General features: G+C 73.0%; 28 protein-coding genes and 1 tRNA gene. 11 read left to right on the top strand and 18 right to left on the bottom strand.

The genetic code is table 11. The annotated features are described in order from the left end of the window. Positions 1 to 10 precede the first annotated feature (10 nt). Both OG435_RS40210 and OG435_RS40205 read right to left on the bottom strand, forming a co-directional pair. Positions 11 to 574, bottom strand: a complete 564-nt coding sequence (locus tag OG435_RS40210) for a toxin-antitoxin system, toxin component (protein ID WP_266884931.1) — start codon at positions 572 to 574, stop codon at positions 11 to 13. Further along, the gene (locus OG435_RS40205; RefSeq protein WP_266884929.1) at positions 571 to 1,650 is read right to left on the bottom strand and encodes a hypothetical protein; all 1,080 of its coding nucleotides are present in this window, start codon (positions 1,648 to 1,650) and stop codon (positions 571 to 573) included. Before OG435_RS40205 ends, OG435_RS40210 begins: the two co-directional genes overlap by 4 nt. A 314-nt stretch (positions 1,651 to 1,964) precedes the next feature. On the opposite strand from OG435_RS40205, the gene OG435_RS40200 reads away from it, so the two are divergent. Then, positions 1,965 to 2,387 carry a hypothetical protein gene (locus OG435_RS40200; RefSeq protein WP_266884927.1) on the top strand — a complete coding sequence of 141 codons (423 nt, stop codon included), beginning with the start codon at positions 1,965 to 1,967 and terminating at the stop codon, positions 2,385 to 2,387. Between the two features lie 2 nt (positions 2,388 to 2,389). On the opposite strand, the gene OG435_RS40195 is transcribed toward OG435_RS40200, so the two are convergent. Together OG435_RS40195 and OG435_RS40190 are read right to left on the bottom strand one after the other, a co-directional pair. Then, a complete protein-coding gene (locus OG435_RS40195; protein WP_266884925.1) occupies positions 2,390 to 3,238 on the bottom strand; it encodes a helix-turn-helix domain-containing protein in 849 nt (282 codons plus the stop codon). Positions 3,239 to 3,274: 36 nt separating this feature from the next. Then, a complete protein-coding gene (locus OG435_RS40190) occupies positions 3,275 to 5,074 on the bottom strand; it encodes a hydroxysqualene dehydroxylase (RefSeq protein ID WP_266884923.1) in 1,800 nt (599 codons plus the stop codon). 242 nt (positions 5,075 to 5,316) lie between these two features. Between OG435_RS40190 and OG435_RS40185 the strand changes: the two genes are divergently transcribed. Continuing rightward, positions 5,317 to 5,622: a 4a-hydroxytetrahydrobiopterin dehydratase gene (locus OG435_RS40185; protein WP_266884920.1), complete on the top strand. Its 306-nt coding sequence runs from the start codon at positions 5,317 to 5,319 to the stop codon at positions 5,620 to 5,622. Positions 5,623 to 5,642: 20 nt separating this feature from the next. Further along, positions 5,643 to 6,401, top strand: coding sequence for a class I SAM-dependent methyltransferase (locus OG435_RS40180; RefSeq protein WP_266884918.1), 759 nt, complete (start codon positions 5,643 to 5,645; stop codon positions 6,399 to 6,401). A gap of 81 nt (positions 6,402 to 6,482) precedes the next feature. On the opposite strand, the gene OG435_RS40175 is transcribed toward OG435_RS40180, so the two are convergent. The 8 genes from OG435_RS40175 to OG435_RS40140 all read right to left on the bottom strand — a co-directional run bounded on the left by OG435_RS40175 (position 6,483) and on the right by OG435_RS40140 (position 17,192). Next, positions 6,483 to 6,923 carry an RICIN domain-containing protein gene (locus OG435_RS40175; protein ID WP_266884916.1) on the bottom strand — a complete coding sequence of 147 codons (441 nt, stop codon included), beginning with the start codon at positions 6,921 to 6,923 and terminating at the stop codon, positions 6,483 to 6,485. A gap of 7 nt (positions 6,924 to 6,930) precedes the next feature. Next, positions 6,931 to 7,779 (bottom strand): aldo/keto reductase, encoded by an 849-nt coding sequence (locus tag OG435_RS40170; protein WP_323188002.1) that lies wholly within the window; start codon positions 7,777 to 7,779, stop codon positions 6,931 to 6,933. Positions 7,780 to 7,936: 157 nt separating this feature from the next. Then, on the bottom strand, positions 7,937 to 8,731 hold the full coding sequence (locus tag OG435_RS40165) for an ABC transporter ATP-binding protein (protein ID WP_266884914.1): 795 nt from the start codon (positions 8,729 to 8,731) through the stop codon (positions 7,937 to 7,939). Continuing rightward, positions 8,728 to 11,829, bottom strand: a complete 3,102-nt coding sequence (locus tag OG435_RS40160; protein WP_266884912.1) for an ABC transporter permease subunit — start codon at positions 11,827 to 11,829, stop codon at positions 8,728 to 8,730. Before OG435_RS40160 ends, OG435_RS40165 begins: the two co-directional genes overlap by 4 nt. Before the next feature lie 16 nt (positions 11,830 to 11,845). Then, positions 11,846 to 13,108, bottom strand: coding sequence for an ABC transporter substrate-binding protein (locus tag OG435_RS40155; RefSeq protein ID WP_266884909.1), 1,263 nt, complete (start codon positions 13,106 to 13,108; stop codon positions 11,846 to 11,848). 144 nt (positions 13,109 to 13,252) lie between these two features. Next, positions 13,253 to 15,076: an AMP-dependent synthetase/ligase gene (locus tag OG435_RS40150; RefSeq protein WP_266884907.1), complete on the bottom strand. Its 1,824-nt coding sequence runs from the start codon at positions 15,074 to 15,076 to the stop codon at positions 13,253 to 13,255. A 98-nt stretch (positions 15,077 to 15,174) separates the two neighbouring features. Continuing rightward, positions 15,175 to 15,834: an NADPH-dependent F420 reductase gene (locus OG435_RS40145; RefSeq protein WP_266886514.1), complete on the bottom strand. Its 660-nt coding sequence runs from the start codon at positions 15,832 to 15,834 to the stop codon at positions 15,175 to 15,177. 506 nt (positions 15,835 to 16,340) lie between these two features. Next, the gene (locus OG435_RS40140) at positions 16,341 to 17,192 is read right to left on the bottom strand and encodes a LysR substrate-binding domain-containing protein (protein WP_266884905.1); all 852 of its coding nucleotides are present in this window, start codon (positions 17,190 to 17,192) and stop codon (positions 16,341 to 16,343) included. Between the two features lie 135 nt (positions 17,193 to 17,327). On the opposite strand from OG435_RS40140, the gene OG435_RS40135 reads away from it, so the two are divergent. The 3 genes from OG435_RS40135 to OG435_RS40125 all read left to right on the top strand — a co-directional run bounded on the left by OG435_RS40135 (position 17,328) and on the right by OG435_RS40125 (position 19,224). After that, positions 17,328 to 18,389, top strand: coding sequence for a bile acid:sodium symporter family protein (locus OG435_RS40135; protein WP_266886512.1), 1,062 nt, complete (start codon positions 17,328 to 17,330; stop codon positions 18,387 to 18,389). A 9-nt stretch (positions 18,390 to 18,398) separates the two neighbouring features. Beyond that, positions 18,399 to 18,830 (top strand): (2Fe-2S) ferredoxin domain-containing protein, encoded by a 432-nt coding sequence (locus OG435_RS40130; protein ID WP_266884903.1) that lies wholly within the window; start codon positions 18,399 to 18,401, stop codon positions 18,828 to 18,830. A gap of 118 nt (positions 18,831 to 18,948) precedes the next feature. Then, positions 18,949 to 19,224 (top strand): hypothetical protein, encoded by a 276-nt coding sequence (locus OG435_RS40125; protein ID WP_266884901.1) that lies wholly within the window; start codon positions 18,949 to 18,951, stop codon positions 19,222 to 19,224. 76 nt (positions 19,225 to 19,300) lie between these two features. Here OG435_RS40125 and fdhD read toward each other — a convergent pair whose 3' ends face one another. Then, positions 19,301 to 20,134, bottom strand: a complete 834-nt coding sequence (fdhD, locus tag OG435_RS40120) for a formate dehydrogenase accessory sulfurtransferase FdhD (protein ID WP_266884899.1) — start codon at positions 20,132 to 20,134, stop codon at positions 19,301 to 19,303. Positions 20,135 to 20,339: 205 nt separating this feature from the next. Here fdhD and OG435_RS40115 point away from each other — a divergent pair, with 205 nt between their 5' ends. Further along, entirely contained in the window at positions 20,340 to 21,281 is a 942-nt protein-coding gene (locus OG435_RS40115) for a beta-ketoacyl-ACP synthase III (RefSeq protein WP_266884898.1), read from the top strand. Here the strand turns inward: OG435_RS40115 and OG435_RS40110 are convergent. Then, positions 21,268 to 22,500 carry a low temperature requirement protein A gene (locus OG435_RS40110; protein ID WP_266884897.1) on the bottom strand — a complete coding sequence of 411 codons (1,233 nt, stop codon included), beginning with the start codon at positions 22,498 to 22,500 and terminating at the stop codon, positions 21,268 to 21,270. The genes OG435_RS40115 and OG435_RS40110 overlap by 14 nt on opposite strands. Before the next feature lie 330 nt (positions 22,501 to 22,830). On the opposite strand from OG435_RS40110, the gene OG435_RS40105 reads away from it, so the two are divergent. After that, a tRNA-Leu gene (locus OG435_RS40105) sits at positions 22,831 to 22,918 on the top strand. Between the two features lie 94 nt (positions 22,919 to 23,012). Here OG435_RS40105 and OG435_RS40100 read toward each other — a convergent pair. From OG435_RS40100 to OG435_RS40085, 4 genes are read right to left on the bottom strand one after another with little or no spacing between them, the layout of a single operon-like run. After that, positions 23,013 to 23,585, bottom strand: a complete 573-nt coding sequence (locus OG435_RS40100) for a hypothetical protein (protein ID WP_266884895.1) — start codon at positions 23,583 to 23,585, stop codon at positions 23,013 to 23,015. Then, positions 23,569 to 24,501 carry a DUF6286 domain-containing Asp23/Gls24 family envelope stress response protein gene (locus OG435_RS40095; RefSeq protein ID WP_266884893.1) on the bottom strand — a complete coding sequence of 311 codons (933 nt, stop codon included), beginning with the start codon at positions 24,499 to 24,501 and terminating at the stop codon, positions 23,569 to 23,571. Before OG435_RS40095 ends, OG435_RS40100 begins: the two co-directional genes overlap by 17 nt. Next, on the bottom strand, positions 24,498 to 24,683 hold the full coding sequence (locus OG435_RS40090) for a hypothetical protein (RefSeq protein WP_266884891.1): 186 nt from the start codon (positions 24,681 to 24,683) through the stop codon (positions 24,498 to 24,500). The genes OG435_RS40095 and OG435_RS40090 overlap by 4 nt, the downstream gene beginning before the upstream one ends. 45 nt (positions 24,684 to 24,728) lie before the next feature. Then, positions 24,729 to 25,220 (bottom strand): Asp23/Gls24 family envelope stress response protein, encoded by a 492-nt coding sequence (locus tag OG435_RS40085; RefSeq protein WP_266884889.1) that lies wholly within the window; start codon positions 25,218 to 25,220, stop codon positions 24,729 to 24,731. Between the two features lie 181 nt (positions 25,221 to 25,401). On the opposite strand from OG435_RS40085, the gene OG435_RS40080 reads away from it, so the two are divergent. The 3 genes from OG435_RS40080 to OG435_RS40070 are packed head-to-tail and all read left to right on the top strand — an operon-like array spanning position 25,402 to position 26,977. Beyond that, complete coding sequence (locus OG435_RS40080; protein ID WP_266884887.1) at positions 25,402 to 25,989, top strand: RNA polymerase sigma factor; 588 nt, start codon at positions 25,402 to 25,404, stop codon at positions 25,987 to 25,989. After that, entirely contained in the window at positions 25,980 to 26,636 is a 657-nt protein-coding gene (locus tag OG435_RS40075) for an Asp23/Gls24 family envelope stress response protein (RefSeq protein WP_266884885.1), read from the top strand. Before OG435_RS40080 ends, OG435_RS40075 begins: the two co-directional genes overlap by 10 nt. Further along, a complete protein-coding gene (locus tag OG435_RS40070; RefSeq protein ID WP_266884883.1) occupies positions 26,633 to 26,977 on the top strand; it encodes an Asp23/Gls24 family envelope stress response protein in 345 nt (114 codons plus the stop codon). The genes OG435_RS40075 and OG435_RS40070 overlap by 4 nt, the downstream gene beginning before the upstream one ends. Positions 26,978 to 26,985: the final 8 nt, after the last annotated feature.

Below are 26,985 nucleotides of genomic sequence, written 5' to 3'. Positions count from 1 at the left end.
GGGACCGCCCTCAACGCCCCCAGCCGAACGAGTTCTTGATCCGTTCGACGGCTTCGGGGACCTGCTCCTCCCGCGGTGGCGGAAGGAATGTCTGGAGGATCTTGCCGAGGTGCAGCCCGAAGGTCTCCGCGCGGATCTCCGCCGGATCCTCCCGGTCGGCGCGGGCGGCCGTCTGCCGGACGACCGAGCCCAGCTCGTGGTCGGAGCTCAACAGGTCGCGGAGGCTGCCGTGGGGGCCCGTCAGTCGGGCGGCCACCGCCATGCCGGGGCCGTGGCGGCCGCAGGTGCCCTCGTCCACGTGCCACAGCTCGTGGGAGGCGATGACGAGCTGGTGCTCGGGCCGGGTGCGCTCCTCGATGACGAGGAGGTCGCGGTCCTCCATGCCGAGCCACAGCCCGCTGGCGGTGTCGGGCGGGAAGGGGGCGAACCGGAACTCGACCCGGCGCCCGCCGCGGACGCGCCCGTAGGCGGTGCAGAGGCTCCCGATGATCTCCGCGGCCCCGGCGGGAGGGGTCAGGCGCGCCGCCGCCAGCAGATCGTCGCCGAGCCTCCGCATGGCCCGTGTGGTCCTCATCGCGCTCCCCCTTCGGCACTGCGGTCGATGTCATCGGCGCCGCCCGACCGGCTCGGGGCGGTCGGCCGGATCGGGGCCGTCGACCCGCCCGGTACTACGGGCGGGCGGCCCAACTGCCCCTCCCGCGCGAGCAGATCGTCCAGGTGGTCCGCCAGCGCCTTCCAGCCGCCCGGGGAGAGCCGGCCCGCACGGGTCACGATGCTGCGCACGTCGTGCGCGCGCATCACGGCGAGCATCGGGTTCTCGGCGGGCCGTTCCGCGGATTCCAGTTCGCGCTCGATCCCGGCGAGGGCGGCGCTCAGCGCCTCGGAGTCCGGGGCCAGCAGGAAGCCGCCCTCGACCCCGTAGAAGCGCTGTATCCCGGCGGCCGCCGCCAGGTTGGGGAGCCCTTCGCCCTGGGCGAGGCGGGTCAGCGACTGGCCCGAGGCGTGGAAGGAGCGGGCGATGGCGGTGAGGGAGTGGGCCTGCCCGTCCTCGCGGGGGCGGGTGCGACGCAGGTGCTCGAAGCGCCGGCGCACCTGTTCCTTGAGGGGGAGCCGGGGCGGTGTGCCGTCGAGGGTGAGCCGGATGTCCTCCGGGGTGATCCCGGTGAGGTACGAGAGGTGTTCGAGGTCGTCCGGGGCTCCCCCCGCCCGGCCCTCCGGCCCGGCGGTGGCCAGGGCGCGCTCCACGGCGCTCTTGCTGTCGGCGAGCAGGAATCCGGGGTAGACCCCGAAGAACCGCTGTACGCCGGCCGCGTGGCCGAGCCGGGGCAGTCCGGTGCCCGCGTTGAGCGGGCCGAGGGAGGCGCCGGGGGCGTCGAAGTCCTCGGCGATCGCGGCGAGCGACCACTCCTTGCCGTGCTTGTCGCGCCGGGTGGCGCGCAGCCGCAGGAAGCGCTGGTGCACCCGGGCGCAGAGCGGCAGCTCGGCGGCGGTGCCCGTCAGCACGGCGGGGACGCGCTCCGGTGCGACCCCGGACAGGTGACTGAGCCGTTCCACGGCGAGCACGCGATCCGGGTCCTGCCCGTGTCGCTCCGCCGACGCCACGACACGGGCCCAGGCCGCGGTCAGGTCGGATCGGTCGGCGGCTCGCACCAGGCGTTTCTCCGTCAGCAGCGAGAAGGTTCGATGTGGTTGCTCTGCGTGAAGCCTAGCCCCCCGGTGAGTGGCCGAACAGGAGTACCCCCCACCTTTCTTTCCGTCTGACTCAAAAAAGGTGGGGCCCGCGCCTGGCCCGCGCCGGACCCGTGCCCGATGGAGGGTGCCCATTACTCCGGAGGTAATCGACCCGGCGGGAGGTCCGGCGCCACAGTGGGGGCATCGGGTTCCGGGGCCGCGCACTCGGCTCCGGGGCCCGGGTCGTCCGTACTCCACCAGCACAATCGACCCTCGACGGAGGCTGATCCGCCATGTCCGCAGCCCTGCTCACCGCCGTAGCCCGTACCGCCGTCCCCCAGGCCGCGCTGCGCCGCGTCCTCGCCCTCGACTCCGTCGTCAGCACCGGCAACGGGATCGCCTACGTCGCCTTCTCGGCGCCACTCGGCCGGCTGCTCGGCCTCGGGCAGGGTCTGCTGCTGGGGCTCGGGGTGTTCATGCTGCTCTACGGGGCGGGCGTCGGCCTGCTGGCCTCGCGCCGCCGACCCCCGGCCTTCCCGGTCAAGCTCGTCATCGAGGGCAACTACGCCTGGGCCGGGCTCAGCCTCGTCGCCCTCGTCGTCTGGTTCACGCCCACCACCGCCGGGGCGGTGTGGACCATCGCGCAGGCGCTCGTCGTCGCCTCCTTCGCCGTCCTCCAGCAGCTCGCGCTGCGCGCGGGCTCAGGGCGCCGGTGACCTCAGGGCGCCAGTGACCGGAGGTACTTCACCGTCGCCGGGTCGGCGGGGAGGAGGGTTTCGATGGCCAGCTCGGCGACCGTCACGTCCATCGGGGTGTTGAAGGTGGAGATGGAGGACACGAAGGAGAGCAGGTGCCCGTCGTGCTCGATCCGCAGGGGGAGCGCGAGGTACGCGACCGCCTCGTACGGCTCCTCCTCGTACGACCCTCGCCCGTGCGGCCCGTCCCCGTGGGGTCCGTCCGCGCCGGGGCCCGTCGCCGCGGGCGCCGGATAGGCGGCCACCTCTTCGTACAGCGCGCGCAGCGGCGCCGAACGGGCCAGCGCGATCTGCCGCTCCATCTGGGCCAGCAGGTGTCCGCGCCATTCGGGCAGGTTGCGGATCCGGGGGGCCAGGCCCTCCGGGTGCAGGGTCAGCCGCATCGCGTTGAGGGGGCCGGCCAGCAGGTGCTCCGGCAGGCCTTCCATCAGCATCAGGATGCCCCGGTTGGCGGCCACCACGTCGTACGTGGCGTCCACCACCAGCGCCGGATACGGCTCGTAGCCGGTCAGTAGCCGCTCCAGCCCCTCGCGCAGCACCTCCATCGAGGGGTCGCCGAGCGGGGTGTGGGCGTACCGGGGCGCGTAACCCGCCGCCACCAGCAGGGCGTTGCGGTCCCGCACCGGGACCTCCAGGTGGTCCGCGAGCCGCAGCACCATCTCCTCGCTCGGCCGGGACCGGCCCGTCTCCACGAAGCTGATGTGCCGGGAGGAGGAGTCGGCGCGGCCCGCCAGCTCCAGCTGGCTGAGCCCGCGCCGTTCCCGCCAGGTGCGCAGCAGGGATCCCACCGTCAAGGGCGCAGCAGTCGTCATACGGCGACGTTAGCCCAGCAGGGAGGCCGCGGCCCTTCACCCCACGTCGAAGACGTTCCGCAGGCCGAGACGGTAGCGCCACAGGTCGTGCCGCTTGGCGGACTCCACCTCCGGGGCCCGGTAGAGCCCCCGCACCGTGCACCGCGGGGACGCTGAACCGTTCTTGTCCAGAAGGGAGTTGACGGCTGCCCGGGCCGACGCGTTGGCTCCCTCCATCGTCGCGAGGTCGATGTCCACGCGCACGTAGTCCCCGCTGAGGAAGAAGTTCGGGATCCGGGTGCCGGCGCTCGGCCGGTTGTGGAAGGTTCCGGTCGGGTGGATCAGCAGCTCGTCCTGGTTGGTCGGACGGGGGGTGCCGATCCCGTCCACCCCCGGGTCCAGGAACCACGAGTGCAGCTTTCCGTCCGACAGCAGGGTCTTGCCGGTGTCGTTGAGCGAGGCCTTCAGCTGCGCCCACACCTCGCGGGCGACCTCCTCGCGGGTGCACTGCTTGGCCGTCTTCCCGTAGAGGATCCCGGGCTTGTCCCACTCGGAGATGTCCACCGACAGGCAGTCCACGGCCGCGCCGTCCCCGTAGTCGGCGGGAAAGTCCCGCGACGGCCAGTGCTCGGCCTGCTGGATCGCCGTCAGGGACCAGGGGGAGTCGATGCAGTTGAGGTGGCCGTGCACCAGGGGTGCGCGCTCGGTGAGGTAGAACTGGATGCCGGTCATCCAGTCCGTCTTCAGCAGGTCGCACCGCCCGAGCATCGGGTCGGCCGCGCGCAGCGCCGGGCTCCAGGTGCGGCGGGCGTGTTCGACCGGCAGGGCGCTGACGTAGTGGTCGGCGGTGACCGTCTGCGCGGCCCCGGCCGGGTCCTCGACGAGGACCCCGCTCACGCGGCCGTCCCCGTACCGGACCTCGCGTACCGTCCACCCGATCCTGAACTCGACTCCCAGTGTGCGCAGATGGGCCTCCCACGGGTCGATCCAGGCCTCGTTGGTGGGCAGGTTCAGGATCCGGTCCGGCGGGCCGTCGGCGCCGCGGCCCAGCAGGTTGAAGACGAAGGCCTCGCCGAGCGTGCCGACGGTGCGGGTCGAGGCCTCCTCCGCCTTGGTGGCCACGATGTTGCGGGTGACGCCGATGGCGAGGATCCGCTGGTACTCGCTCGACATCCGGGCGGCCCGGGTGAACTCCCACCACGGGGTGCGCTCCCACTGCTCGTCGCGCCGCTGGTCGCAGCTGGTGAGGAAGACCAGGGCCCGGTCGACGAAGTAGGCCGTCTCGTGGAGCGGGAGGCGGACCAGCGACTGGAGGATGCCGGTGAGGGCCCGGCGCAGCTCGTCGGGGGTCAGCTCGGCGGGGGAGGAGTCGGGCCAGGGGATGGGCGCGCGCAGGTCCTCGCGGCCGGCCGCGCGGGCGAACATCATCTCGCGCGGGGCGACCAGGTTGTCCCAGACCCCGTTGGCGTTGCCGGGGAAGGGGATGCGCCGCATCGTGTCCGGCAGGTTGTGGTAGATCCCCGGGATGAAGCGGAAGCCGTGCGCGGCGGGGAGCGGGCGGCGGCCGCCCCGGGCGCTGCCGGGGACGTCCATGCTGCGGGCCTTGCCGCCGAGCGCCCGGCGCTCGTACACGGTGACGGCGTAGCCGCGTTCGGCCAGCTCGTGCGCGGCGGTGAGGCCGGCGACCCCGCCGCCGAGGACGGCCACGCGGCGTGCGGCCGGTGCTGCCGCGGCGGGGGCGTGGGTGGCGGGTCCTGCCGCTGCCTGGGCCGGGTGGGTCCCGGCGGCCGATAACGCGCCCGCGGTGCCGGCGGCCCCCGCGATGAAGGTATGCCTGGAGTTTCCTGTGCGCGTCACGTCGACGCCCCCTTACCGGCGGTAACAGTCACGTCCGGCGCAGGAGCGTAGGGGCGTCGCGAGGGCCACGGGAAGGCGCGGAAGTACCCGCACGCACTATGGCGCGAAACCTTCCCTCAGGCCTGAGCTGTGGGAACCTTGACTCCACGTCAGGTCAATCGGGCAGTCGTTTACGTCGCGCACGTCGCGTACGCCGCGATCGTGTACGCCGCGCACATCGTCTACGGGGAAGGAGCCTGCGGATGTCGAGAGAGCCGCTTTCGCAGAAGGAGATCGAGGACCGGCTGCGGGAGCTTCCCGGCTGGGCCTTCGAGGATGACCGGATCATCCGCACCTACCGGCTGGGCAGCCACTTCGCGGCGAGCGCACTGGTGATCCATATCGCGAGCGTGCAGGATGAGTTGAACCACCACTCCGATCTCGCCCTCGGCTATAACACCGTCCGTCTCGCCGTGAACACGCACGATGCGGGCGACTCCGTCACCGACGCGGACTTCGCCCTCGCCGAGCGCGTCGAATCCCTGGCACCCGCCCACGGCGCCGCCTGAACACCGGAAGCACACACCTGATGCCCACGCCGCGACCGCTCCTCGACTACGACGCCGAAGCCGAGGCCTACGACGCCACCCGCGGCGGGGTCCCGCGTGCCGAGGCCGCCGCCGCGGCGGTCCTCGGCCTGCTCCCGCCGGACACCGGCACCCTGCTCGACCTCGGCTGCGGCACGGGCATCGTCACCGGCCGGATCGCCGCCGCCCGCCCGGGGCTGCGCGTACTCGGCGCGGACACCTCGTACGGGATGGCCGCCATGGCGCGCTCCCGGGGGATCCCGGTGGTCTTGGCCTCCGGGACCAGGCTCCCGTTCCGCGCGGGCTCGCTCGACGCGGTCAGCGCGGTCTGGCTGCTGCACCTGTTGCGCTCACCGGGCCTGGTGGCCGCCGTGATCGCCGAGGCGGGGCGGGTGCTGCGGCCCGGCGGGGTGTTCGTCACCACCGTCGACAAGGACGCCGCCCACGACGTGGGCAGCGATATCGACGCGGTGCTCGCCGAGCACCTCACCACGACCCCCGCCGACTCCGCCGAGGCCGTCACCGGCCATGCGGCCGCGGTGGGTCTGTGTCCCTCGGGCGAAGCCCTCTTCACGGGCCACGGCCAGGGCCGCACCCCGCGCGGGGCCGCCGCCGCGCTGCTCGCCGGACGGTACGCCTCCCGGGTCCACCCGATCGGGATCACCCCGCGCGAGCTCGCGGACCGGCTGGAACTGCTGCCCGGACCGGACACCCCGCGCGCGGAGCCGACGTACCGGCTGCACGGCTTCGTACGCGTCTGACGGGCGGGGCAGGCCTGACGGGCGGGGCGGCCTGACGGCCGGGGCGGGGGGCCGCGGGCCCCTCACCCCGCCCGTCTTGCCTCAGGCGGGCTCCAGGCGCCACCACTGCGCCGGGGAGTCCGTGTCCTCGCACTGCCGGGCCCCGCCCTCCGCGTCCGCCTCCAGCGGCAGACCGCTGATGGCGGCGATCAGCGAGACCACGCCGGGATCGTCGAGGTGTTCCTCCACGACCCACTCCTGCGCCCCGAAGGCGTTCGCCTTCCACACCTGGACCCGGGTGCCGCTGTCGGTCGAGGCGTTCGCGACGTCGAGCCGCTTTCCGTTGTGGACGCTGACCAGGTGGAAGATCCCGCCGCCGCTGTGCACCGGGGTGATCTCCCACTGCCGGGCCGCGGCCGGCTCGCCGTCCGGCCCGACGCGGACCCGGTTGCCGCTCTCGACCTGGAGCAGCAGTCCGCTCGCGGCATTGCGGATCCGGTAGACGCCGTCGGGCGCCTTCGTCCCTGCCTTCGGGTCGCTCACCGGCGGCTCAGTAGTCGAACTCGGCCGGGTCGGGACCGATCCGGCGGCCCGCCCCACCCGCGCCGAGCGCGTCCAGCGCGGCCACGTCCTCGGCGTCCAGCTCGAAGCCGAACACGTCGAGGTTCTCCCGGATCCGCGCCGGGGTCACGGACTTCGGGATCACCACGTTGCCCAGCTGGAGGTGCCAGCGCAGGACCACCTGCGCGGCCGAGCGGCCGTGCTTGGCCGCGATCGCGGTGAGGGCGGGCAGGGTGAGCAGGTCCTTGCCCTGGCCGAGCGGGGACCAGGCCTCGGTGACGATGCCCAGGCGCGCGTGCAGGGCGCGCAGCTCGGCCTGGGGGAGCAGCGGGTGCAGCTCGATCTGGTTCACCGCCGGGACCAGGGAGCTTTCGGCGCCGAGCCGTTCCAGGTCGGCGGGACGGAAGTTGGACACGCCGACGGCCTTGGCGCGGCCGCTCGCCGCGATCTCCTCGAAGGTCTTCCAGATGGCGAGGAAGTCGTCGCGCATCGGGCGCGGCCAGTGGATCAGGTACAGGTCGATCTCGTCGAGGCCCAGCTTGGCGAGCGAGGCGTCGAACTCGCGCAGCACGTTGTCCCGGCCCCAGGTCTCGGACTTCCCGTTCCACAGCTTGGTGGTGACGAAGAGCTCCTCGCGCGGCACCCCGGCGGAGGCGATGGCCTTGCCGGTGCCCTCCTCGTTGCCGTAGATGGAAGCCGTGTCGATGCTGCGGTAGCCCGACTCCAGGGCGGTGCGGACGGCCTGCTCCGCCTCGGCGTCCGGAACCTGCCAGACGCCGTAGCCGAGCTGGGGCATGAGCGTGCCGTTGTTGAGCTTGATGCCGGGGACCTGGTTCACGTCGGTCGTTCCCTCTGGTCGTCGCTGGTACGGGTGCTGACTGGCTGTACGGACGCTGGCGCGCAGGCCCGTACGACCGGCGACAACCGGGCCCCGGCGTGGCCTATTCCCGCCGTACGGGTGAAATCCGTACGGCTGGAACAGGCGCTCGGCGCGACTACGCCCCCAGGTACGCCTCGCGGACCAGCGGGTCGGCCCGTACTTCGGCGGCCGTGCCCTCGGCGAGCACGGTGCCCAGGTCCAGGACGACCACCCGGGTGCAGAGGTCCATCACGAAGGCCACGTTGTGCTCGACCAGCAGCACCGCGCAGCCCTCCTCCTCGGCGAGCCTGCGCACGACCGCCGCGAGCTGCTCGCGTTCGGGCGCGGACATGCCCGACGCGGGCTCGTCCAGGAGCAGCACCCGGGGCGGATCGGCCACGGCGCGGGCCAGCTCGACCATCCGGGCCCGCCCCACCGGCAGACCGCCGGCGTACGAGTCCCCGAGCGCGCCGATGCCGCAGTCGGCCAGCACGCGCGCGGCCCGCTCCCGCCGCTCCCGCTCCCGGCGGCGCCGGGTGGGCGAGGCGACCAGATCGGCGGCGAAACCGCCGCCCCCGCCCCGCCACTCCTGCGCGACGAGGACGTTGTCGGCCACGCTGAGCTGCCCGAACAACTGCTGGCGCTGGAAGGTCCGGCGCATGCCGCGGCGGGCCCGCCAGACGGGGGAGCGCCGGGTGACGTCCACCCCGTCGAGCAGCATCCGGCCCTGGTCGGGCCGCCGGATCCCGGACAGCACGTCGAACAGGGTGGTCTTCCCGGCCCCGTTCGGCCCGATCAGCCCGCACACCTCGCCGGCCCGGATCCCGAGGTCCACGCCCGTCAGCGCCTTGACCCCGCCGAACCGGACACTGATGCCGCGGGCTTCGAGCACGTACTCGCCCGCGTACGGGTCCTTGCCCGAGCCCCTCATGTCGCCATCCCCAGGTAGGCCTCGGTCAGCCGGTCCGCCTCCACCTCGGAACGCGGGCCGCACCAGGAGACCCGGCCCTGCGCGAGGTAGGCGACGGTGTCGGCGATCCCGAGGATCTCGGCCGCCTTCTCCTCCACCAGCAGCAGCGCGGTCCCGGCGGCGCGGAGCTCCATGAGCAGCCCGTACACCTCGTCCACCACGCGCGGGGCGAGCCCGAGGGAGGGTTCGTCCGCGATCAGCACCCCGGGCGGCCGCTGCAACAGCGGTGCGAGCGCCAGCATCTGCTGCTCCCCGCCGGACAACGACCCGGCGGGGACCGTACGCCGCTCGCGCAGCCGGGGGAACCGGTCGTAGACGGCGTCCCGTTCGGCCGCGTCCCTCAGGTACAGGGCCAGATTCTCCTCGATGCTGAGCGAGGGGAAGATGCCCCGGCCCTCGGGTGCGAGCAGCACTCCCGCCCGGGAGCGGCCCACGGCGCCGTCGCGGGTGGCGTCCCGGCCGCCGACGAGCACGGTCCCGCCGGTGACCGGCAGCGCCCCGGCCGCCACCCGGCAGGCGGTGCTCTTCCCGGCCCCGTTGGGCCCGAGCACGGCGAGGATCTCACCGCGCCGCACGACGAGGCCGACCCCGTGCAGCACGAGCCCACCGTCGTACCCGGCGGTGACGCCGCGCAGCTCCAGGGCGGGTGGCTCCGCGGTTGGCTCCACCGGCTGGTTCAGGTTGGCCCCCTCCGGGGTGGGCTGGTTCGGGGCGGCCCCCTCCCGGGCGGGCTGGTCCGGAGCCGGCCCGGCTGCGGACGGTTGCCCTGCGGGCGGCACGTCCCCCACCCCGCCCCTTCCCGAAACCGGGGCGCTGCCCCAGCCCCCGCGGGGGCCGCGGGCTGGATTCGCGGAGCGAATTTCAGCCCCTCCGGCGTTTGAGGAGCGGGGGTTCGGGGGCGGAGCCCCCGAAGGGGTCCGGGGCGGAGCCCCGGTTTCGGGAAGGGGCGGGGTGGGGGAAAGCCCCGCAGGGCCCACCCCGGCTCCGCCACCGACCCGGGCCGAGGGAACGGCGCCGGCTACGGCTTCGGCTCCGACCGCGGTCGAAGCCGAGGCGCCACCAGAAGCCGAGGCTCCGGCCGAGGTGCCGGCCCCGGCCTCGGTACCCGCCCCGGCTTTGGCGGAGGCCGAGGCTTCGGCCCCGGCCGCGGAACCCGCACGCCGCCGGGCCAGCCGTACCGGAATCGCCGCGCAGTACCCGTCGGGATCGTTGGCCAGGGCCAACCCCGCCAGGCCGAACAGGATCACCGGCAGGTGCGCCGACTCCGTCACGTAGTCCGCCATCACCCGCGGAGCGACGGCGAAGACCAGCCCCGCCACCACCGCGTACTGCGGCCTGCGCACGCCCGCCGCGACGACCACCGCCAGCCACACCAGCCCGGTCATCGCCGTGAAGTCCGTGGCCGTGATGCGGGTGTTGTACGAGGCGTACATGACGCCCCCGAACCCGGCCAGCCCCGCCGACAGGGTGAACAGGAGCAGCTTGGTCCGCAGCACGGACACCCCGGAGGCCATCGCGGCCGCGGGAGCCGACCGTACGGCGAGCATCGCCCGGCCCGAGGGGGAGTCGCGCAGGGCCGTCAGCCCGGCGGCGACCGCCGCGACCAGGAGGACCAGCGCCACCCCCAGCGCCCGGTCGTCCGAGAGGTCCACCGGTCCGATGACAGGGCGCGGGATCGACCAGCCGGAGTCGCCGTTGCGCAGCCACCGCATCTGGAAGAGCACCTGGTCCGCCAGGAAGGCCAGGGCCAGCGTCGCCAGAGCCAGGGAGCGCCCGCCCAGCCGCAGCGCGGGCAGCGCGACCAGTGCTCCCAGGACGGCGGCCACGCACGTGCCGACCGCCAGCGCCGCGATGAACGGCCACCCGCGGCTCATCAGCAGTCCGGCCACCAGCGCGGCCCCGGTCACGAAGGTGCCCTGGGCCAGGGACACCATCGCGCCGAGCCCGGTGACCACGGTGAAGGACATGAACACCAGGGCCAGCGCGAGCCCTTGGGCGAGGAGCCCGCTCCAGAAGGGGGTGGTCACGGTGTAGAAGGCCGTGGCGAGCAGCACCGCGCCCGCGGCCCACATCCCCCAGCGCCGCGCCCAGGTGGCCCCGGCCAGATGGTCCGGCGAGGCCACGTCCACGGTGGCGGTCCCGGCGGCCCGGGCCCGCCGGGTGAGGACGAGGAGTCCGCCGAACAGGATCAGGAAGGGCACGGCCGTCCTGAAGCCGGTGACGGAGTCCGCGAAGGACGCGTAGCCGACGACCAGGTTCTGCAGGACTCCGAGCCCCAGTCCGCCCGCGAAGGCGAGCGGGACGGAGGCGAAGCGTCCGATCACGGCCGCCGTGGCCGACACGAACAGGAACAGCGTGAAATCGTGCGCCGACAGCCCCAGCAGCGGGGTCGCCAGCACCCCCGCGAGCCCGGCCAGCCCCGAGGCGATCATCCACGCCACCGAGGACAGCCGGTCGGCGTCGATCCCGCGCAGCTCGGTGAGCGAGCGGTTGTCGACGGCGGCCCGCAGCCGCAGCCCCAGCCGGGTGTGCCGCATCAGCACCCACAGGGCGACCGCCACCAGGGCCGTCGCCACCCAGGTGATCAGCTGGTCGGAGTCGATGCCCACGTCGGTGGTGAGCTGCCAGGACTTCGCGGGGCTCGGCCCCACGCCCGGCAGCCCGAACTGGTTCTCCGCGGGCTTGAGCGGCGCCCCCGCGTCGGTCAGGAGCTCCACCGTCCACAGCCCGGCCGCCGGCAGGGCCACCAGCAGGCCGATGGTGGCCACGATCTGCGCCGTCTCGCCGACCTGCGCGAGCCGCCGGAACATCAGCCGGTCCAGCGCCCACCCGAGGCCGGGTGCCAGGACGAGGACCACCAGCAGCGCCGCCGGGACGGCCGGCCAGCCGAGCCCGGAGTGCAGTTCGTAGAAGGTGAGCGCGCAGAGGTAGGCGGTGGCCCCGTACGCGAAGTTGAACAGCCCGGACGCCGAGTACGACAGCACCAGCCCGGTGGCGAGCAGTGCGTACAGGGCGCCGGACACCAGACCGCTCAGTACGAAGGCGAGCAGATCTCCCATTCCGTTTCCCGTACCCCTACTTGAAGGGGATGGGCTCGTAGCACTTGAACGGTACGGAGACCTCGTACGCGCCGTTCTTCAGCTGGACGAGCGCCCCGCAGCCGAAGCTGTCCTTCTGGCCCTTGGGCTCCGAGCGGTTGCCGACGAGGGTGTCGGTGTCGGAGAAGCTCTGCGCGGCGGCCTGGAAGGACTCGACGGTCAGCTCCTTGCCGGCCTTCTGCGCGATCGACACGAACAGGTCGGCGGACATGTACCCGGTCAACATGTGCATGTTGAGCGGCACTTCCTGCCCGCCCGACGCGGCCTTGATGTCGGCCTTGAACTGGTCCATCTTCGGGTTCTTCGACTCGAACGGCTCGAACTGCAGCAGCACGTGCACGCCGTCGAGGGCCTGCTTGGTGGCGTCCTTGGCGAGTAGACCCGGGTCGTAGTCGGTCGGGTCGGAGAGCAGCCCCTTGTACCCGCTGCGCTTGAGCGAGGTGAACAGCCCGATGTTGTTGGGGGTCTGCATGACGGAGACGACCGCGTCGGGGGCCTTGCCGTCGTTGCTCTCCAGGATCTCCTTGACGTACGCCGACCAGTCGCTCGGCACGGCGGTGCCGGGCACCGAGGCCTTGGCGTAGGAGACCTTGAACCCGGCGCTGGCGAAGCCCTGCTGGAAGGTGCGCACACCGAACTTTCCGGCGTCGCTGTCGTTGGCGATGATCGCGACCGACTTGCCCGCGGCGCCGCCGAGGACCTGGCCGATGCCCTCGGGCCAGGTCTGGTTGATGGTGCCGCCGGGGGTGGGGACGAGGCAGCCGTTGAACCCGTAGATGTACTTGGGGCCGCAGAAGGAGGGGAGCGTGCCCCAGCCGAAGGTGGGCACCTTCTCCTGCTCCAGGAAGTCGGCGCCGGTGAAGGTGACCGAGCTCATGGGGGAGACCGCGAACACCTTGTCCTGCTGGACGAGTTTGCGGGCCGCGGCCAGGTTCTTGGCGGGGTCTTGTCCGTCGTCCTCGGCGCCGATGTAGTCGATCTTGCGGCCGTTGATCCCGCCCTCGGCGTTGGCTCTCATGTAGCGGGCCTTCGCCCCGAGGTCGGTGGCCTTCTTGCTGTAGCCGCTGGCGCTGGTCATCGACACGAGGCCGCCGACCTTGATCGAGTCTGCGGTCACCCCGCGGGAGTTGCCGGCGGCTCCCGGCTTGTCGGGGGAGGCGCTGTTGGAGGCGGAGTTGCAGGCGGAGACGAGCGCGAGCGCCGCCGCCGCGGCGGCCAGGGTGCGGATCGGTCGCAACATGTGTGGATCCCCTCCGGTCGGAATCCCCGCATTCTGTGCGTGACCTGACGCATCGTCAATATCAACGACAAGTAAAGTGACGACCCGTCAGGTAACGGTTCGGACCGCGTGTGTGATCGCGCCGCGCCGTACCGGTGGCGCCCGTCAGGGCTCGTAGAGGGCCGCCACCTCCTGGGCGTAGACCTTCTCTATGGCCCGTCGCTTCAGCTTGAGCGAGGGCGTGAGCAGCCCCCGCTCCTCCGTGAACTGCTCGCCCAGGATGCGGAACGTGCGGATCGACTCGGCCTGGGAGACACGGGTGTTGGCCGCCACCACCGACCGGCGGACCTCCGCCGTCAGATCGGGGTCCGACGCCAGTTCCGCCCCCGGCAGCCGGGGGCGGCCGCGCATCGCCATCCAGTGCGCGACCCCCTCCATGTCCAGCGTGAGCAGGGCCGCGATGTACGGCCGGTCGTTGCCCACCAGGACGCACTGCGAGACGAGCGGGTGCGAGCGGACCCGCTCCTCCAGGGCGGCCGGCGCGACGCTCTTGCCGTTGGAGGTCACCAGGATCTCCTTCTTGCGCCCGGTGATCGTGAGGTACCCGTCCTCGTCGAGACGCCCCAGGTCCCCCGTCGCCAGCCAGCCGTCCCGCAGGACCGCCTCCGTGGCGGGCGGGTCGTTCAGGTACCCCGAGAAGACGTGGGCGCCGTGGAGCCAGATCTCCCCGTCGTCGGCGACGTGCACCGTGCCGCCGGGGATCGGCGGCCCGACGGTGCCGTACTTGACGGCCCCCGGCGGGTTCGCGGTGGCCGCCGCGCAGGACTCCGTCAGCCCGTAGCCCTCGAAGACCGTGACCCCGGCGCCCTCGAAGAACAGCCCCAGCCGGCGCGGCATCGCGGAGCCGCCCGACATGGCGTACCGCACCCTGCCGCCCAGCGCCTCGCGGACCTTCCCGTACACCAGCTTCTCGAAGAGCTGGTGCTCCACGCGCAGCTTCGCCGAGGGCCCGGGCCCGGCGCCGAACGCCTTCTGCTCGCGCGCCTCCGCGTACCGTACGGCCGTGTCCACCGCCCGGTCGAAGGGACCCGTCCGGCCCTCGGTCTCGGCCTTGCGACGGGCGGCGGCGAAGACCTTCTCGAAGACGTACGGCACCCCGAGCACGAACGTGGGCCGGAACGCGGCGAGGTCCGGCAGGAGTTCGGCCGCCGCCAGCACCGGCTGGTGCCCGAGCTTCACCCGGGCGCGGACCGCCGCCACCTCCACCATCCGCCCGAAGACGTGGGCGAGCGGCAGGAACAGCAGGGTGGACGGCTGCTCACCGGGCCGGGCCCGGAAGACGGACTCCCAGCGGGTCACCATCGTGTCCGCCTCGAACATGAAGTTGCCGTGGGTCAGCACACAGCCCTTGGGGCGTCCGGTGGTCCCCGAGGTGTAGATGACGGTGGCCGTCGCATCGGGCGTCACGGCGCTCCGGTGGCGGTGCACCACGTCCTCGGCGACCTGGAGCCCGTCCTGGACGAGCCCGTCCACGGCGCCCGCGTCCAACTGCCACAGCCGGCGCAGCAGCGGCAGCCGCTCGATCACCGACCCGACGGTCATGGCCTGGTCCTCGTCCTCCACCACGCAGGCCGTGCACCCGGAGTCGTACAGGATCCAGTGCACCTGCTCGGCGGAGGACGAGGGATAGACGGGGACCGGCTGGGCGCCGATCGCCCACAGGGCGAAGTCGAAGAGCGTCCACTCGTACCGGGTACGGGACATGATCGCGACCCGGTCCCCGAAGCGGATCCCCTGCGCCAGCAGCCCCTTGGCGAGCCCGAGCACCTCCGAGGCCAGCTCGCCCGAGGTCACGTCCCCCCAGACCCCGTCCGACTTGCGGCCGAGCACCACCCGGCCGGGGTCCTCGCGGGCGTGCAGGAAGACGGCATCGGCCAGGCCACCGACGGGTGAGCCCGTGACGACCGGGGGGACGGCGATCTCGTGCAAGGCCCGCTCCTCTCCGTACGGCGCGGCGACGCTATCGCACGCCTACCCGCCAGTGATCACGGAAGGAAGACCTCCACAAGACCTCCTCAGTGGTGTGTTCAGGACAGGCCAGGGGCCGTGACCACGGAGAGGTTGAAGTCCACCGGGCCGAGCACCCCGTAGAGCCGCAGCCAGAGCGCCATCAGGGCCTCGGTGGCGCGGGCGCTCGACAGGTCGCCGAGATCGGTGATCTGCTCCGGCGCCCAGCCGAAGGAGCGCAGGAGCGCGGTGGTCTCTGCCTTGGCCCCGGCGTCGTCGCCGCTTACGAACACGGTGTGGTGACCCGGCACCCGGCTCGGCTCGACCATCACCGCGTTGTTCATGGTGTTGAGCGTCTTGACGATCCGCGCCTCGGGGAACGCCTTCTGGAGCTGCTCGGCGACGCTGTGGCCGTCCGGGGTGACCACCCGGGGCGGGAACCCCTCGGAGAAGTCCAGCGCGTTGGAGACGTCCACGACGGTCTTCCCCCGCAGATTGCCGGCCCCGGCGGCTTCCAGCACGGCGAGCGAGACCAGCCCGCCGGTCGCGTTGACGACGAGCTCGGCGCAGGCGGCGGCCTCGGCGAAGGTCCCGTGGGCACCGCCCGTCCCGGCGGCCCATGCCGCGGCATCGGCGTTGTCCGCCGTCCGGGACCCCATCGTGACCTCGTGCCCGACCTCGACGAGCTTCCCCGCCAGCTGCTGCCCGACCTCGCCCGTCCCCAGCACCGCGATCTTCATGTGCGTCATCCCCCGGTCCGTCCCGTACGAAACCCCGCCCGGCCACGACCGGTTGCGGGCGTACGGCGACCCTAGGCGCCCACCGTGGCGAACGGCGGCACATTCCCCCGGCAGGGCCGGCCACGCCGGTCCAGCCGTCCGGCTTCGAGCAGATTCAGCCGTCCGGCGTTCGAGGACCGGGTTCCGGGCATTCCAGCCGTCCGGCGTTCGAGGACCGGGGCATGGGCATTTCAGCCGTCCGGCGTTTGAGGACCGGGGTCTGGGGCGGAGCCCCAGGGTCCTTTCAGCCCGTCCGGCGTTTGAGGACCGGGTCAGGGCGGAGCCCTGGGAACGGTGGAAGGGCGGGTAGGGGACCTTGCCCCGCGCCGCGGCGCATCCCCCGCCGGGCCGGGCCGGGCCGAGTCGGGCCGGAGCCGGAGCCGGAGCCGGAGCAGGGGCAGGGGCAGGGGCAGGGGCCGGAGCCGGGCACACCCCGGCCCGGCGGGGGAGCGGGATCCGGGGCCCGGCTACGCCGCCCGGGTCAGCCGGTCCGCCCCCGACAGGATCGCCGCGGCCAGCGCCTCCGCGGCAGCGGACCCGCGGGCGCCCCGCAGCAGGGCGAACTCCACCGTCCCGAGGTCCGGCAGGCCGGCCACGCGGGTGAGCCCGGGCGGGATCAGGCCCCGGGTGTGGGCCATCACGCCCAGCCCCGCCCGCGCCGCCGCGATCAGGCCGCTCAGGCTGCCGCTCGTACAGGCGATCCGCCACGGCCGCCCGTCCGCCTGCAACACGTCCAGCGCCCGCGCCCGCGTGATGCCCGGCGGCGGGAAGACGATCAGCGGGACCGGCCGGTCCGGGTCCACCCGCAGCCCCTCCGCCCCGATCCACACCATCCGGTCCCGCCACACCAGCCGGCCCCGCTCGTCGCCGTCCCCGCGCCGCTTGGCGAGTACGAGGTCCAGCCGTCCCGCGTCCAGCCGCTCGTGCAGGGTTCCCGAGAGCTCCACGGACAGCTCCAGCTCCACCTCGGGGTGCTCGTGCCGGAAGGCCTCCAGGATCTCCGGCAGCCGGGTCAGCACGAAGTCCTCGGAGGCACCGAAACGCAGCCGGCCCCGGATCCGCGTCCCGGTGAAGAAGGCCGCCGCGCGCTCGTGCGCCTCCAGGATGGAGCGGGCGAAGCCGAGCAGCGCCTCGCCGTCCTCCGTGAGCTCCACGCTGTGCGTGTCGCGCAGGAAGAGGGGCCGGCCGGTGGCGTCCTCCAGCCGGCGCACGTGCTGGCTGACCGTGGACTGGCGGACGCCGAGCCGGGCGGCGGCCTGCGTGAAGCTCAGGGTCTGGGCGACGGTGAGGAAGGTGCGCAGCTGAACGGGGTCGTACACACCGCCCACCCTACGCCCGCTCATCATGTTCCGTGATGACAGTGAGAGCGGTGTACGGGTTTCCCGATCACCGTCCGACCCCGAAGATGGGAGGGACACTGACCTGCCGCCGAGACCTCGCAAGTGAGCACCCCCATGCGCCGCCCGCACCTCCCCGCCCGGCTCCCCGTGGACCCGTTCATCATGGGTCTGCTCGCCACCGTCGGCCTCGCCGCCCTGCTGCCCGCCCGCGGCGCGGCCGCCTCCCTGGCCGAGGCCGCCTCCACCGCGGCGGTGGCCCTGCTCTTCTTCCTCTACGGCGCCCGGCTCTCCACCCGCGAAGCCCTCGACGGCATGCGCCACTGGCGGCTCCACCTCACCGTGCTCGCCTCCACCTTCCTCCTCTTCCCCCTCCTGGGCCTCGCCGCGCACGCCCTGGTCCCCACCGTCCTCACGCCGCCCCTCTACAGCGGCCTGCTCTTCCTCTGCTTGGTCCCCTCCACCATCCAGTCCTCCATCGCCTTCACCTCGATCGCCCGCGGCAACGTCCCGGCCGCGATCTGCGCGGGCTCCTTCTCCAGCCTCATCGGCATCTTCCTGACCCCCGTCCTCGCCGCCGGCCTGCTCGGCAACAGCGCGGGCGGCTTCTCCCTCGACTCGCTGGTCAAGATCGTCCTGCAGCTGCTCCTGCCGTTCCTCCTCGGCCAGGCCCTGCGCCCCTGGGTCGGCGGCTTCCTCGTCCGCAACAAGAAGGTCCTGGGCTACGTGGACCGCGGCTCGATCCTGCTCGTCGTCTACACCGCCTTCAGCGCCGGCATGGTTGCGGGGATCTGGCACCAGGTCAGCCTCCCGCGCCTCGGCGGGCTGATGGCCGTGGAAGCGGTCATCCTCGCCGTGATGCTGGCGGCCACCTGGTACGGGGCCAAGCGCCTCGGCTTCACCCGGGAGGACCGGATCGCCATCCAGTTCGCGGGGTCGAAGAAGAGCCTCGCCGCCGGACTCCCCATGGCCAGCGTGCTGTTCGGAGCCCAGGCGAGCCTCGCCGTGCTGCCGCTGATGCTCTTCCACCAGATGCAGCTGATGGTCTGTGCGGTACTGGCCCGCCGCCGCGCACGGGACCCGCGGGCCACAGGGGACACGGAGCGGTCCGAACGCGCCGCAGGGCATGTGGCGGAGGTCTCGCACACCCCTCAACACCCGGTCCCGCAGGCCCGGTAACGTGCGGCGGTGACCTGGATACGCCCGCTCTCCGCCCATGCCCCGCGCCCCTGCACCCTGGTGGTCTGCCGGGGCTGCTGCTGCGGCGACCCCCGCAAGAACCCCGGCTCCGACCACGCGGGGCAGCTGGCCCGGCTGCGCGAGGCCGCGGCCGCCTCCGACGGGCGCCTGGCGGTCCGTACGTCCGACTGCCTCGGCCCGTGCGCGCAGGCCAACGTCATCGTGGTCCAGCCCACCACGGAGGCCCGCCGCCGGGGCGCCCGCGCGGTCTGGTTCGGCTGGGCCCTGGACGACACCGCCACCGACGAGATCATCGCGTGGGCCGAAGCGGGCGGGCCCGGCGCCACCGCGCTCCCGGCGACCCTGGACCTCCACCGCATCGACCCTCCGGAGCCGAAGCCGGCCGAGCCCGCTTCCCGCCGCGGCCGCCGCAACCGGTGATCGGGGCGGAGTAAGGACGGAGGGCGTTCGGGGGCGGAAAGCGTTAGAGCGAGGAAATGTCCGGTTCTTCTAGGTTCTGGGTGTCAGCAAGAAGCCCCGAACCACCAGGGAGCCCCTCATGAAGCTCAACAAGCGCATCGCCGCCGTCTCCGCCGCCGCCCTGCTCGCCACGCTCGCCCTCGGCGGAGCCGCCAACGCCGCGGACAACGGCAGCGGCAACGGCAGTGCCAAGGACGGTTCCGCTCACAGCCGCACGGTCGAGGCCCCGGCGGGCACCCCGCACGTGGCCGCGAAGAAGATCGAGCCCGCGTCCAAGGACAACCCGTACAGCCAGACCGTCCAGGCCCCGGTGGGCACCGAGCACACCGGTGCGGGACACCTGGCCGACAAGTAGCTCGTCCCGGGCGGGGGCGGGGGCCGCACGACGGCCCCAGCCCCCGCCCGGGCCCGGGGGAGAGCCGCCCCGAGGCTCACGCCGTCAGGTCGATCCGCTCCTCGCCCGCGTAGACGTTCATGTCCCCGCCCCGCAGGAACCCGACCAGCGTCAGCCCCGACTCCAGGGCCAGGTCCACCGCCAGCGAGGACGGCGCCGACACGGCCGCCAGCACCGGGATCCCCGCCATCACGGCCTTCTGCGCCAGCTCGAAGGAGGCCCGCCCCGACACCAGCAGCACCGACCCCGCCAGCGGTAGCCGTCCGGCCTGCAGCGCCCGCCCGACGATCTTGTCCACCGCGTTGTGCCGGCCCACGTCCTCCCGTACGTCGATCAGCTCGCCCCCTGCCGAGAACAGCCCGGCGCCGTGCAGGGCGCCCGTGCGCTCGAAGACCTTCTGCTCCGCGCGCAGCCGGTCCGGCAGCTCCCCGAGGAGCCGCGCGCCCACCCGTACGGGATCGTCCGCGAGCCCCGGGAACCGGGTCGCGGTGCGCACCGCGTCCAGACTGGCCTTCCCGCACAGGCCGCAGGAGGAGGTGGTGTAGACGTTCCGCTCCAGCGTGATGTCGGGCACCGGAACTCCGGCGGCGAGCTGGACGTTCACCACGTTGTAGGTGTTCGTTCCGTCCTCGGCGGCGCCCTCGCAGTAGGTCACGGCCCGGACGTCGGAGGCCGAGGCGAGCACGCCCTCGCTGGCGAGGAAGCCCACGGCCAGTGCGAAATCGTCGCCCGGGGTGCGCATCGTGATGGCCAGGGGCTTGCCGTTCAGCCGTATCTCCAGCGGCTCTTCGGCCACCAGGGTGTCCGCCCGGGCCCCTGCGACGCCGCCCCGGATCCGGAGGACGCGACGGCGTTCGGTGACCCGTCCCATGTGATCAGTCCACCTGTTCTGTTCTCGTCGTACGCCTGGAGCACCCATTCTCCCGGATCGGCCCCGGGCACCTTCCCGGGCTTGAGGACCCTCGGGAAGCTCCAAATTCCGGGCACTGAATCCTGTCGGGTCACGCGCCCGTGTACCCATGAGTAGCAGGCAAAGCTGGTACATCCTGACTGCCTTACAAGGGGGGACCCCGCCCATGACCGGTTCACGCGTGGTGGCGCTTGGGCACTACCAGCCCTCGAAGGTGCTCACCAATGAGGACCTCGCCGCCATGGTGGACACCAATGACGAGTGGATCCGCTCCCGCGTCGGGATCAAGACCCGGCACATGGCCGGCCCCGACGAGCCGGTCGACGAGCTGGCCTACCAGGCCGCGGGCAAGGCGCTCGCGAGCGCCGGTCTGACCCCGGACGACATCGACCTCGTCCTCGTCGCCACCTCCACCGCGATCGACCGTTCCCCCAACATGGCCGCCCGCGTCGCGGCCAAGCTCGGGATGGGCTCCAGCCCCGCCGTGATGGACATCAACGTCGTCTGCTCGGGCTTCACCCACGCCCTGGCCACCGCCGACCACGCGATCCGGGCCGGCGCCGCCACCCGCGCCCTGGTCATCGGGGCGGACAAGATGACCGAGATCACCGACTGGACCGACCGCACCACCTGCGTCCTGACCGGCGACGGCGCCGGGGCGGCCGTCGTCGAGGCCTGCGAGGAGCCCGGCATCGGCCCGGTCCTGTGGGGCTCGGTGCCCTCGATGGGCAACGCGGTCCGCATCGAGGGCTCACCGCCGGTCTTCGCCCAGGAGGGCCAGTCCGTCTACCGCTGGACCACCAGCCAGCTCCCCCCGCTCGCCCGCAAGGTCTGCGAGAAGGCCGGGATCACCCCGGAGGACCTGGCCGCGGTCGTCCTCCACCAGGCGAACCTGCGGATCATCGAGCCGCTCGCCGCGAAGATCGGCGCCGTCAACGCCGTCGTCGCCCGCGATGTCGTCGACTCCGGCAACACCTCGGCCGCCTCCATCCCGATGGCCCTGTCCAAGCTGGTCGAGCGCGGCGAGATCCCCTCCGGGGCGCCCGTCCTCCTCTTCGGCTTCGGCGGCAACCTCTCCTACGCCGGCCAGGTCATCAGCTGCCCGTGACACCCGGTCCGGAGCACGCGGCGGCACCCGTCGCGGGCTCCGGACCGGCCGTGGTCCCGGTCACGGCCGGGGTCACGACCGGGGTCACGACCGCCCCGGCGGCGCGGGCCTCGGCCGCCAGCGCGGCCACGAGCACCAGGACCAGCGCGGTCAGCTGCCAGGCCGCGCCGATCCGCATGCCCGCCGCGGCGGTCGCCAGTACGGGCACCACCGCGAGCGCGCGGAACCGTACCGGCCGGATCCCCAGCACCACGCGGAAGGCGACGTCCCCGGCCAGATAGCAGGCCACCCCGCCCGCGAGCGCGAGGGCGGGCCCGGCCGGAAGCTGCTCGCCCAGGTGCCCGATGCTCTTCTTCACGCCCGCAGAGAAGGCGGCGATCCCCAGCAGCATCGGGATGAAGCAGTAGTAGTACGCACGCAGCGCCAGCTTGAAACGCCTGTCCGGGGTCGTGCTCGCGAAGACGTGCTCGGCGCGGCCCTCGTCGCGCACGAAGTACATCCACCACAGGGCGGCCCCGACGGCCAGCGTCAGGAACGCGCCGACGACGATCCCGAAGGTCAGCGGCAGCGAGCCCACGCCGATGCCGACCGCGATGATCGACTCGCCGAACACGATGATCAGCAGCAGCCCGTGCCGTTCCACGAAGTGCGCGGCGCCGATCCCCCCGAGCTGCTCCTCGATGGTCTTGCCCTCGGCGGATTCGGGCCCGGAGGCCGTCGCCCGCCGCGAGATGGCGGGCGTGACGAACTGGAACAGGAGGGCCAGGCCCCACAGGCCCAGGGCCGCGGCCCCATCGAGCAGCCCGGCGGCCGTCACCGAGAGCGCGGACAGCGCGTTCGGCATCGCGAACCACAGCACCCCGCGCCCGTGGGCCTGGCTGTACAGGGCGCTGTGCGTGATCACGACGACCAGGTACCCGAGCCCGAAGGCGACCCCGCCGTCCCCGAAGGCCGTCGGCACGGCCAGGGCGCACACCAGGAACGCCCCCATGGCGAGCAGGATCAGCAGGCGGCGCACGGGCCGGTCGGGCGGTACCTGATTGGTCAGGTACGCGTAGCCGCCGTACATCCAGAACAACACCGTGAAGATCAGCAGCACCCGCCCGGCACCGCGCAGGGTGAGATCGTCCGCGAGCAGCACCGTCAGCTGGGTGATGGTGAAGACGAAGACGAGGTCGAAGAAGAGCTCCAGCGTGCTGACGCGATGCTCGGATTCCATAGGTGATTCCCCCCTGAACTCGGATGTGCGGCGCCCATCCGACCGCCTGGGCACGCCGCTGTCCACCGGGTATCAGCATCCGGGAGCCCCCCCGGCGCCCCACGGTGCGACCCGAGAGGGGGGATCGTCCCGAGCCGGCTGCCGGACGGTGCGCGCCCGCCGGAGCGGAGCGCCACCGCGTCCCGTCCGCCCCGCGCGCCGGGCCCCGGGCATGCGTGCAGGTCAGCGCGGCGCGTCGGACTCGGCCCGGACGAAATACCTGGTCGGAACCCCGTCGAACCTTTGCTATTGTTGTCCATGTCGCCGCGGGAAACCGGGGCCGACCACCTGGTCCGGGTGGCGGAATGGCAGACGCGCTAGCTTGAGGTGCTAGTGCCCTTTATCGGGCGTGGGGGTTCAAGTCCCCCCTCGGACACCAAGGTCGAACGACCAAACGGAGCCGGTCAAAGTGACAGAACGTCGCTTTGGCCGGCTCCGTTGTCGTGCGTGGACGTGATCCGGCCCCCTGCGTCCTAGGGGAACCGGCGCGCTCCCCGGACGGTGACGCGTACGTGCGCCGCAAGCCTGCGCGGGGCGAGGACGCTTCGGGCCTCGGGCAGCACCGCCGCGTTCAGGGCGGCCAGCAGCTGCCCGGGGGAGGCGGTGTCGTCGACGACGAGCCGGGTGCGAAGGCCCGCCTTGCCCGGTGAGCCGTACAGGCTCGTGCGAGCCGAGATGACTCCGGGCAGGGCGCGGAGGCGGGCGGTCATCGCGCTGGTGACGGCCCGTCCATCCAGCGTGCAGTTCGGGGAGTTCAGCGGAAGCTGCCTGAGGATGCGGCGGCACAACTGCAGGAAGAGCATGCCCATGGCGGTGAGGGCAACCAGGAGCACGACAGCGGCGGCCGCCGTCCAGGTGGGTCGCCCGCTCCAGCCGGCACCCGTCCACGGGGTGACCCGGTGCACACCGGCGGCGAGGCCTTTCCACCCACGCGGCAGCGTGCCGGCGTAGGCCCCTGCGGTGACAACGGCCGTCGCGGCGCCGAGCAGGACGCACCCGCCGGCCAGCAGGACGATCCGGTTGACGACGTTACGCGTGTGATCCACCCGGCTCTCCTTCCTTGCTCGGTGCGGGAGCCATCCGTAGTGAGGAGGCCCGGCGCAGGCGGACGCTGGTGCGTGGGGGTGCGGCCAGACCGGTCTCCCGCACGACGGCGGCAACGGCTTCGGCCACGGCATCCCGGGCCGAAGCCTCGTCCCCGTGGGTGAAGCGGGCCCTTACGGTCAGCCGTCGGCGGCTCAGGCGCAGGCGGATCCCGGTGATCGCGGGGGCCTGGGCGAGCGCGGCCCGTAGGAGGCGCAGGACCGAGCGCCGGCTGATGACGGCCCGTACTTCCTCGTCGGAGCCGGCCATCGCCAGGTCGCCGCGGTGTCCCGGGGTGAGAGCCAGGGCGACCATCCACACGCCCGCCAGCGCCAGTGCCACCGCGGCCCAGGACGGGGTGGTCGCGGGACCGTGGTGGGTGAGCCATTCGGCCGCCCGGGCCCGCCACTGCGCGGGCCTTCGCCCCTGGAGGTGCGCGGCGGCCAGATCCCGCAGCAGTCCGGCGGATCCGCCCAGGGCCAGGGCTGCCAGAGCGGCGACCGGCAGGCGCCTCTCGGACCATGTGCGTCGACGCGTACCTCCAGGACCGGGTACGGCGGGCGTGTCCTCGGCGGCGGGCATCGTGCCACGGCCGGCCGTCGTGAGCTTGCGGACACGGATGCGCGGGGGCGGTACCTGCAGCCCCGTCAGGCGGGTGGTGCGCTCGGCGACGTGGTCCTGAACGGTCCGGGCCGCATCGCCCGCCGGTCCGCCGTAACCGAGCACGAGGTCCACGCGGGCCTGCGCCGACCGTCCGCGCACCGACGCGGTCCCTCTCGCCACCCGGCCGCCGAAGACGGTGACCGTTTCCCGTGCGGCCTGCTCCGCGATCTTGCGCACCACCCGGTCGGCGATCGTGGTCGTGCCCCGCTCCCTCACAGCCCGCCCCGGTCCCGGGAGGCCAGCAGCTCGCGCAGGTCGCCGCCGTGCTCCAGGAACCGGCCCGCCACGAACCCGGCCGTCCCGAGGGCGGCGACCAGGAGGAAGGCACCGAAACCACCGAACCAGCCGGCGAACCCCAGCGCCATGCCCACCACGAGTCCCAGCACGTCTCTGCTCATCGTCTGACCCTTCACGAGATACCGAATCCAGGAGGCCGGACAAGCTCACTCCACGCGTGCGTCGGCCTGGCTCGCGGGCTCGTCGTCCTGGGGAAGGTGGACGTCGTTGACGGCGACGTTGACCTCGACGACCTCCAGGCCGGTGATGCGCTCCACCGCCGCGATCACGTTCTCGCGCACGTCGCGGGCGATGTCGGCGATCGGGACTCCGTACTCGACGACGAGTTCGACGTCGATGGCCGTCTGGCGTTCGCCGACCTCGACCTTGATCCCGCGCCCGATGTTGGGGCGGCCGACGGGCACGCGGTCGCGTACGGCGCCCAGGGTGCGGGACAGGCCACCGCCCATGTCGTGGACGCCGGGGATCTCACGGGCGGCGATGCCCGCGATCTTGACCACGACGACATCGGCGATGGACGTCTTGCCGCGCGTGGAAGCCGGCTCCGACACCCCGCTCTGCCCCGCGCTGAGCATCGTGGTGGGCGTGCTCCTACGGGCGGCCGGGGCGGTGGCCGGGGTCAGTTCCTGGGTGCTCATCGTCGTGCTCCTCCGAAGACGGCGGCGTGGAAAGTGCGGTGCCTACGTTCGACACGGGCCGCGGCAGTCCTGTGACGCACCGGTTCCGAATCATGCGGCCAGACGGATTGCTCCGCGGTCTTCCCGTCACGGAAGGGGGGCCCGCGGTGTCCAACGAGGTGAACGCGAGAGGAGCCGGTGCGTGGCGGCTGAGCGGGACCAAGGACCACAGAGTCCGACGGCGGCGGGAGGACCCGATGACCGAATCCTTGCCGTCCGGGCGGGAGAAGGGGACGAGGAGGCCTTCGAGACCCTGGTCCGCGGACACGGCCCCGGCATGCTCCGGCTGGCGACCCAGATCCTGGGCAACAGGGCCGAAGCCGAGGACGCCGTCCAGGAGGCCTTCGTGAGCGCGTGGCGCAAACTCCCGGAGTTCCGCGGAGAGGCCGGGTTCGGGACCTGGCTGCACAGGATCGTCACCAACCGCTGCCTGAACGCACTGCGCGCCAGGAGGCCCGCCACCGACATCGACGAACTCCCCGAGCAGGCCGCACCCGAACACCAGAGCTCGCCCGAGCGCGCCGCGGAGTCCCAGGCCGCCGTGCGCGCACTGGGCGACGCGATGGCCGTCCTGTCCCCGGAACAGCGCGCCTGCTGGGTCCTGCGGGAGATCGAGACAATGCCGTACGAGACGATCGCGGAGGTGGTCGGCATCAGTCAGGAAGCCGTACGGGCCAGGGTGTTCCGAGCACGGCGCTGTCTGACGGAGGCGATGGTCGCATGGCGGTGAACGAACCCCACGTGCCACAGCAGGGACCGGGGGCGGCCGGCGACGGGTTCCTGCCCTGCGGCCGGGACCTCGCGGCCCTGTGGGACCAGCAGGACCAGATCCGGCAGGGGACGGCCCCGCGGCCCGCCGACCCGCACACCGCGGACTGCGGTCACTGCGGCGCCGCGCTGGAGGACTTCGCACGCCTCCGCGAAGCGGTCGCGCGCGACCGGCAGGACACCGGTGCGGACTGGGAAGCCGGCGCGGCCCGGCTCACCGCGAGCATCATGGACGTCGTACGCCTGGAACTGCGCCCCGGCCACACGCTCGCCCTGGGTGAGGCCGACGAGGACGCCTGGATCCACGAAGCCGTCGCCGCCCGTGCCTTCCGGACGGCAGCCGAGCGGGTCCCCGGAGTCCGCGCGGGCAGCTGCCGCATCAGCCCGGAACCCTCCACCCGCCCCGGGACCCGGACGCCGGCGCGGATCCGCATCGAGGTCACGGTCGGCATGACCCGCGACCTGCGAGCGGCGGCGGAAGAAGTCCGGCTGGAGATCGCGGCCGCCTCCGCACACGAGCTCGGAATGCCCGTGGCGTCCGTCGACGTCACCGTCACCGACCTCCACCACGAAAGCGGCGACAACAGCGGCGACAAGGAGCCCCGATGACCGCGGCCCGGCACGGCGACCGAACCCACACGGAGATCGGCGAGGCAGTCCTGGGCGTGCGGGGTGTCGCCTTCCTCAAGCCCGCCCTGGGCGACCTCCTGCGGGCTGCGGCGGTCTCCGGAGCGGGGCGCCGCCCTCCGCTCGCCGCGCCCCGCCGCGCCGCGGGCATCCGCATCACCCCTTCCGGCAAGGAAGGCGGACCGGCCGTCGAGGTCCACGTCGTCCTGTTGCGCGGGCACCGGGCGCTGGACGTGACCCGGGCGATCCGTGCCACGGTCCGGAGCGTGTACCCCTCCTCGCGGACGATCCCGGTCCACGTCACCGTGACCGGGATCGTCTGAACACGGCC

It is taken from the genome of Streptomyces sp. NBC_01264, assembly GCF_026340675.1.
Lineage (GTDB): Bacteria > Actinomycetota > Actinomycetes > Streptomycetales > Streptomycetaceae > Streptomyces.
This window is presented reverse-complemented; position numbering and strand designations above follow the sequence as displayed.

Bases quoted from the DNA above. Each gene is read 5' to 3' on its own strand.
- OG435_RS40210 (WP_266884931.1), bottom strand. From the start codon at position 574: ATGAGGACCACACGGGCCATGCGGAGGCTCGGCGACGATCTGCTGGCG.
- OG435_RS40200 (WP_266884927.1), top strand. From the start codon at position 1,965: ATGTCCGCAGCCCTGCTCACCGCCGTAGCCCGTACCGCCGTCCCCCAG.
- OG435_RS40195 (WP_266884925.1), bottom strand. From the start codon at position 3,238: ATGACGACTGCTGCGCCCTTGACGGTGGGATCCCTGCTGCGCACCTGG.
- OG435_RS40185 (WP_266884920.1), top strand. From the start codon at position 5,317: ATGTCGAGAGAGCCGCTTTCGCAGAAGGAGATCGAGGACCGGCTGCGG.
- OG435_RS40180 (WP_266884918.1), top strand. From the start codon at position 5,643: ATGCCCACGCCGCGACCGCTCCTCGACTACGACGCCGAAGCCGAGGCC.
- OG435_RS40165 (WP_266884914.1), bottom strand. From the start codon at position 8,731: ATGAGGGGCTCGGGCAAGGACCCGTACGCGGGCGAGTACGTGCTCGAA.
- OG435_RS40160 (WP_266884912.1), bottom strand. From the start codon at position 11,829: ATGGGAGATCTGCTCGCCTTCGTACTGAGCGGTCTGGTGTCCGGCGCC.
- OG435_RS40155 (WP_266884909.1), bottom strand. From the start codon at position 13,108: ATGTTGCGACCGATCCGCACCCTGGCCGCCGCGGCGGCGGCGCTCGCG.
- OG435_RS40145 (WP_266886514.1), bottom strand. From the start codon at position 15,834: ATGAAGATCGCGGTGCTGGGGACGGGCGAGGTCGGGCAGCAGCTGGCG.
- OG435_RS40135 (WP_266886512.1), top strand. From the start codon at position 17,328: ATGCGCCGCCCGCACCTCCCCGCCCGGCTCCCCGTGGACCCGTTCATC.
- OG435_RS40125 (WP_266884901.1), top strand. From the start codon at position 18,949: ATGAAGCTCAACAAGCGCATCGCCGCCGTCTCCGCCGCCGCCCTGCTC.
- fdhD (WP_266884899.1), bottom strand. From the start codon at position 20,134: ATGGGACGGGTCACCGAACGCCGTCGCGTCCTCCGGATCCGGGGCGGC.
- OG435_RS40115 (WP_266884898.1), top strand. From the start codon at position 20,340: ATGACCGGTTCACGCGTGGTGGCGCTTGGGCACTACCAGCCCTCGAAG.
- OG435_RS40110 (WP_266884897.1), bottom strand. From the start codon at position 22,500: ATGGAATCCGAGCATCGCGTCAGCACGCTGGAGCTCTTCTTCGACCTC.
- OG435_RS40090 (WP_266884891.1), bottom strand. From the start codon at position 24,683: ATGAGCAGAGACGTGCTGGGACTCGTGGTGGGCATGGCGCTGGGGTTC.
- OG435_RS40085 (WP_266884889.1), bottom strand. From the start codon at position 25,220: ATGAGCACCCAGGAACTGACCCCGGCCACCGCCCCGGCCGCCCGTAGG.
- OG435_RS40075 (WP_266884885.1), top strand. From the start codon at position 25,980: ATGGCGGTGAACGAACCCCACGTGCCACAGCAGGGACCGGGGGCGGCC.
- OG435_RS40070 (WP_266884883.1), top strand. From the start codon at position 26,633: ATGACCGCGGCCCGGCACGGCGACCGAACCCACACGGAGATCGGCGAG.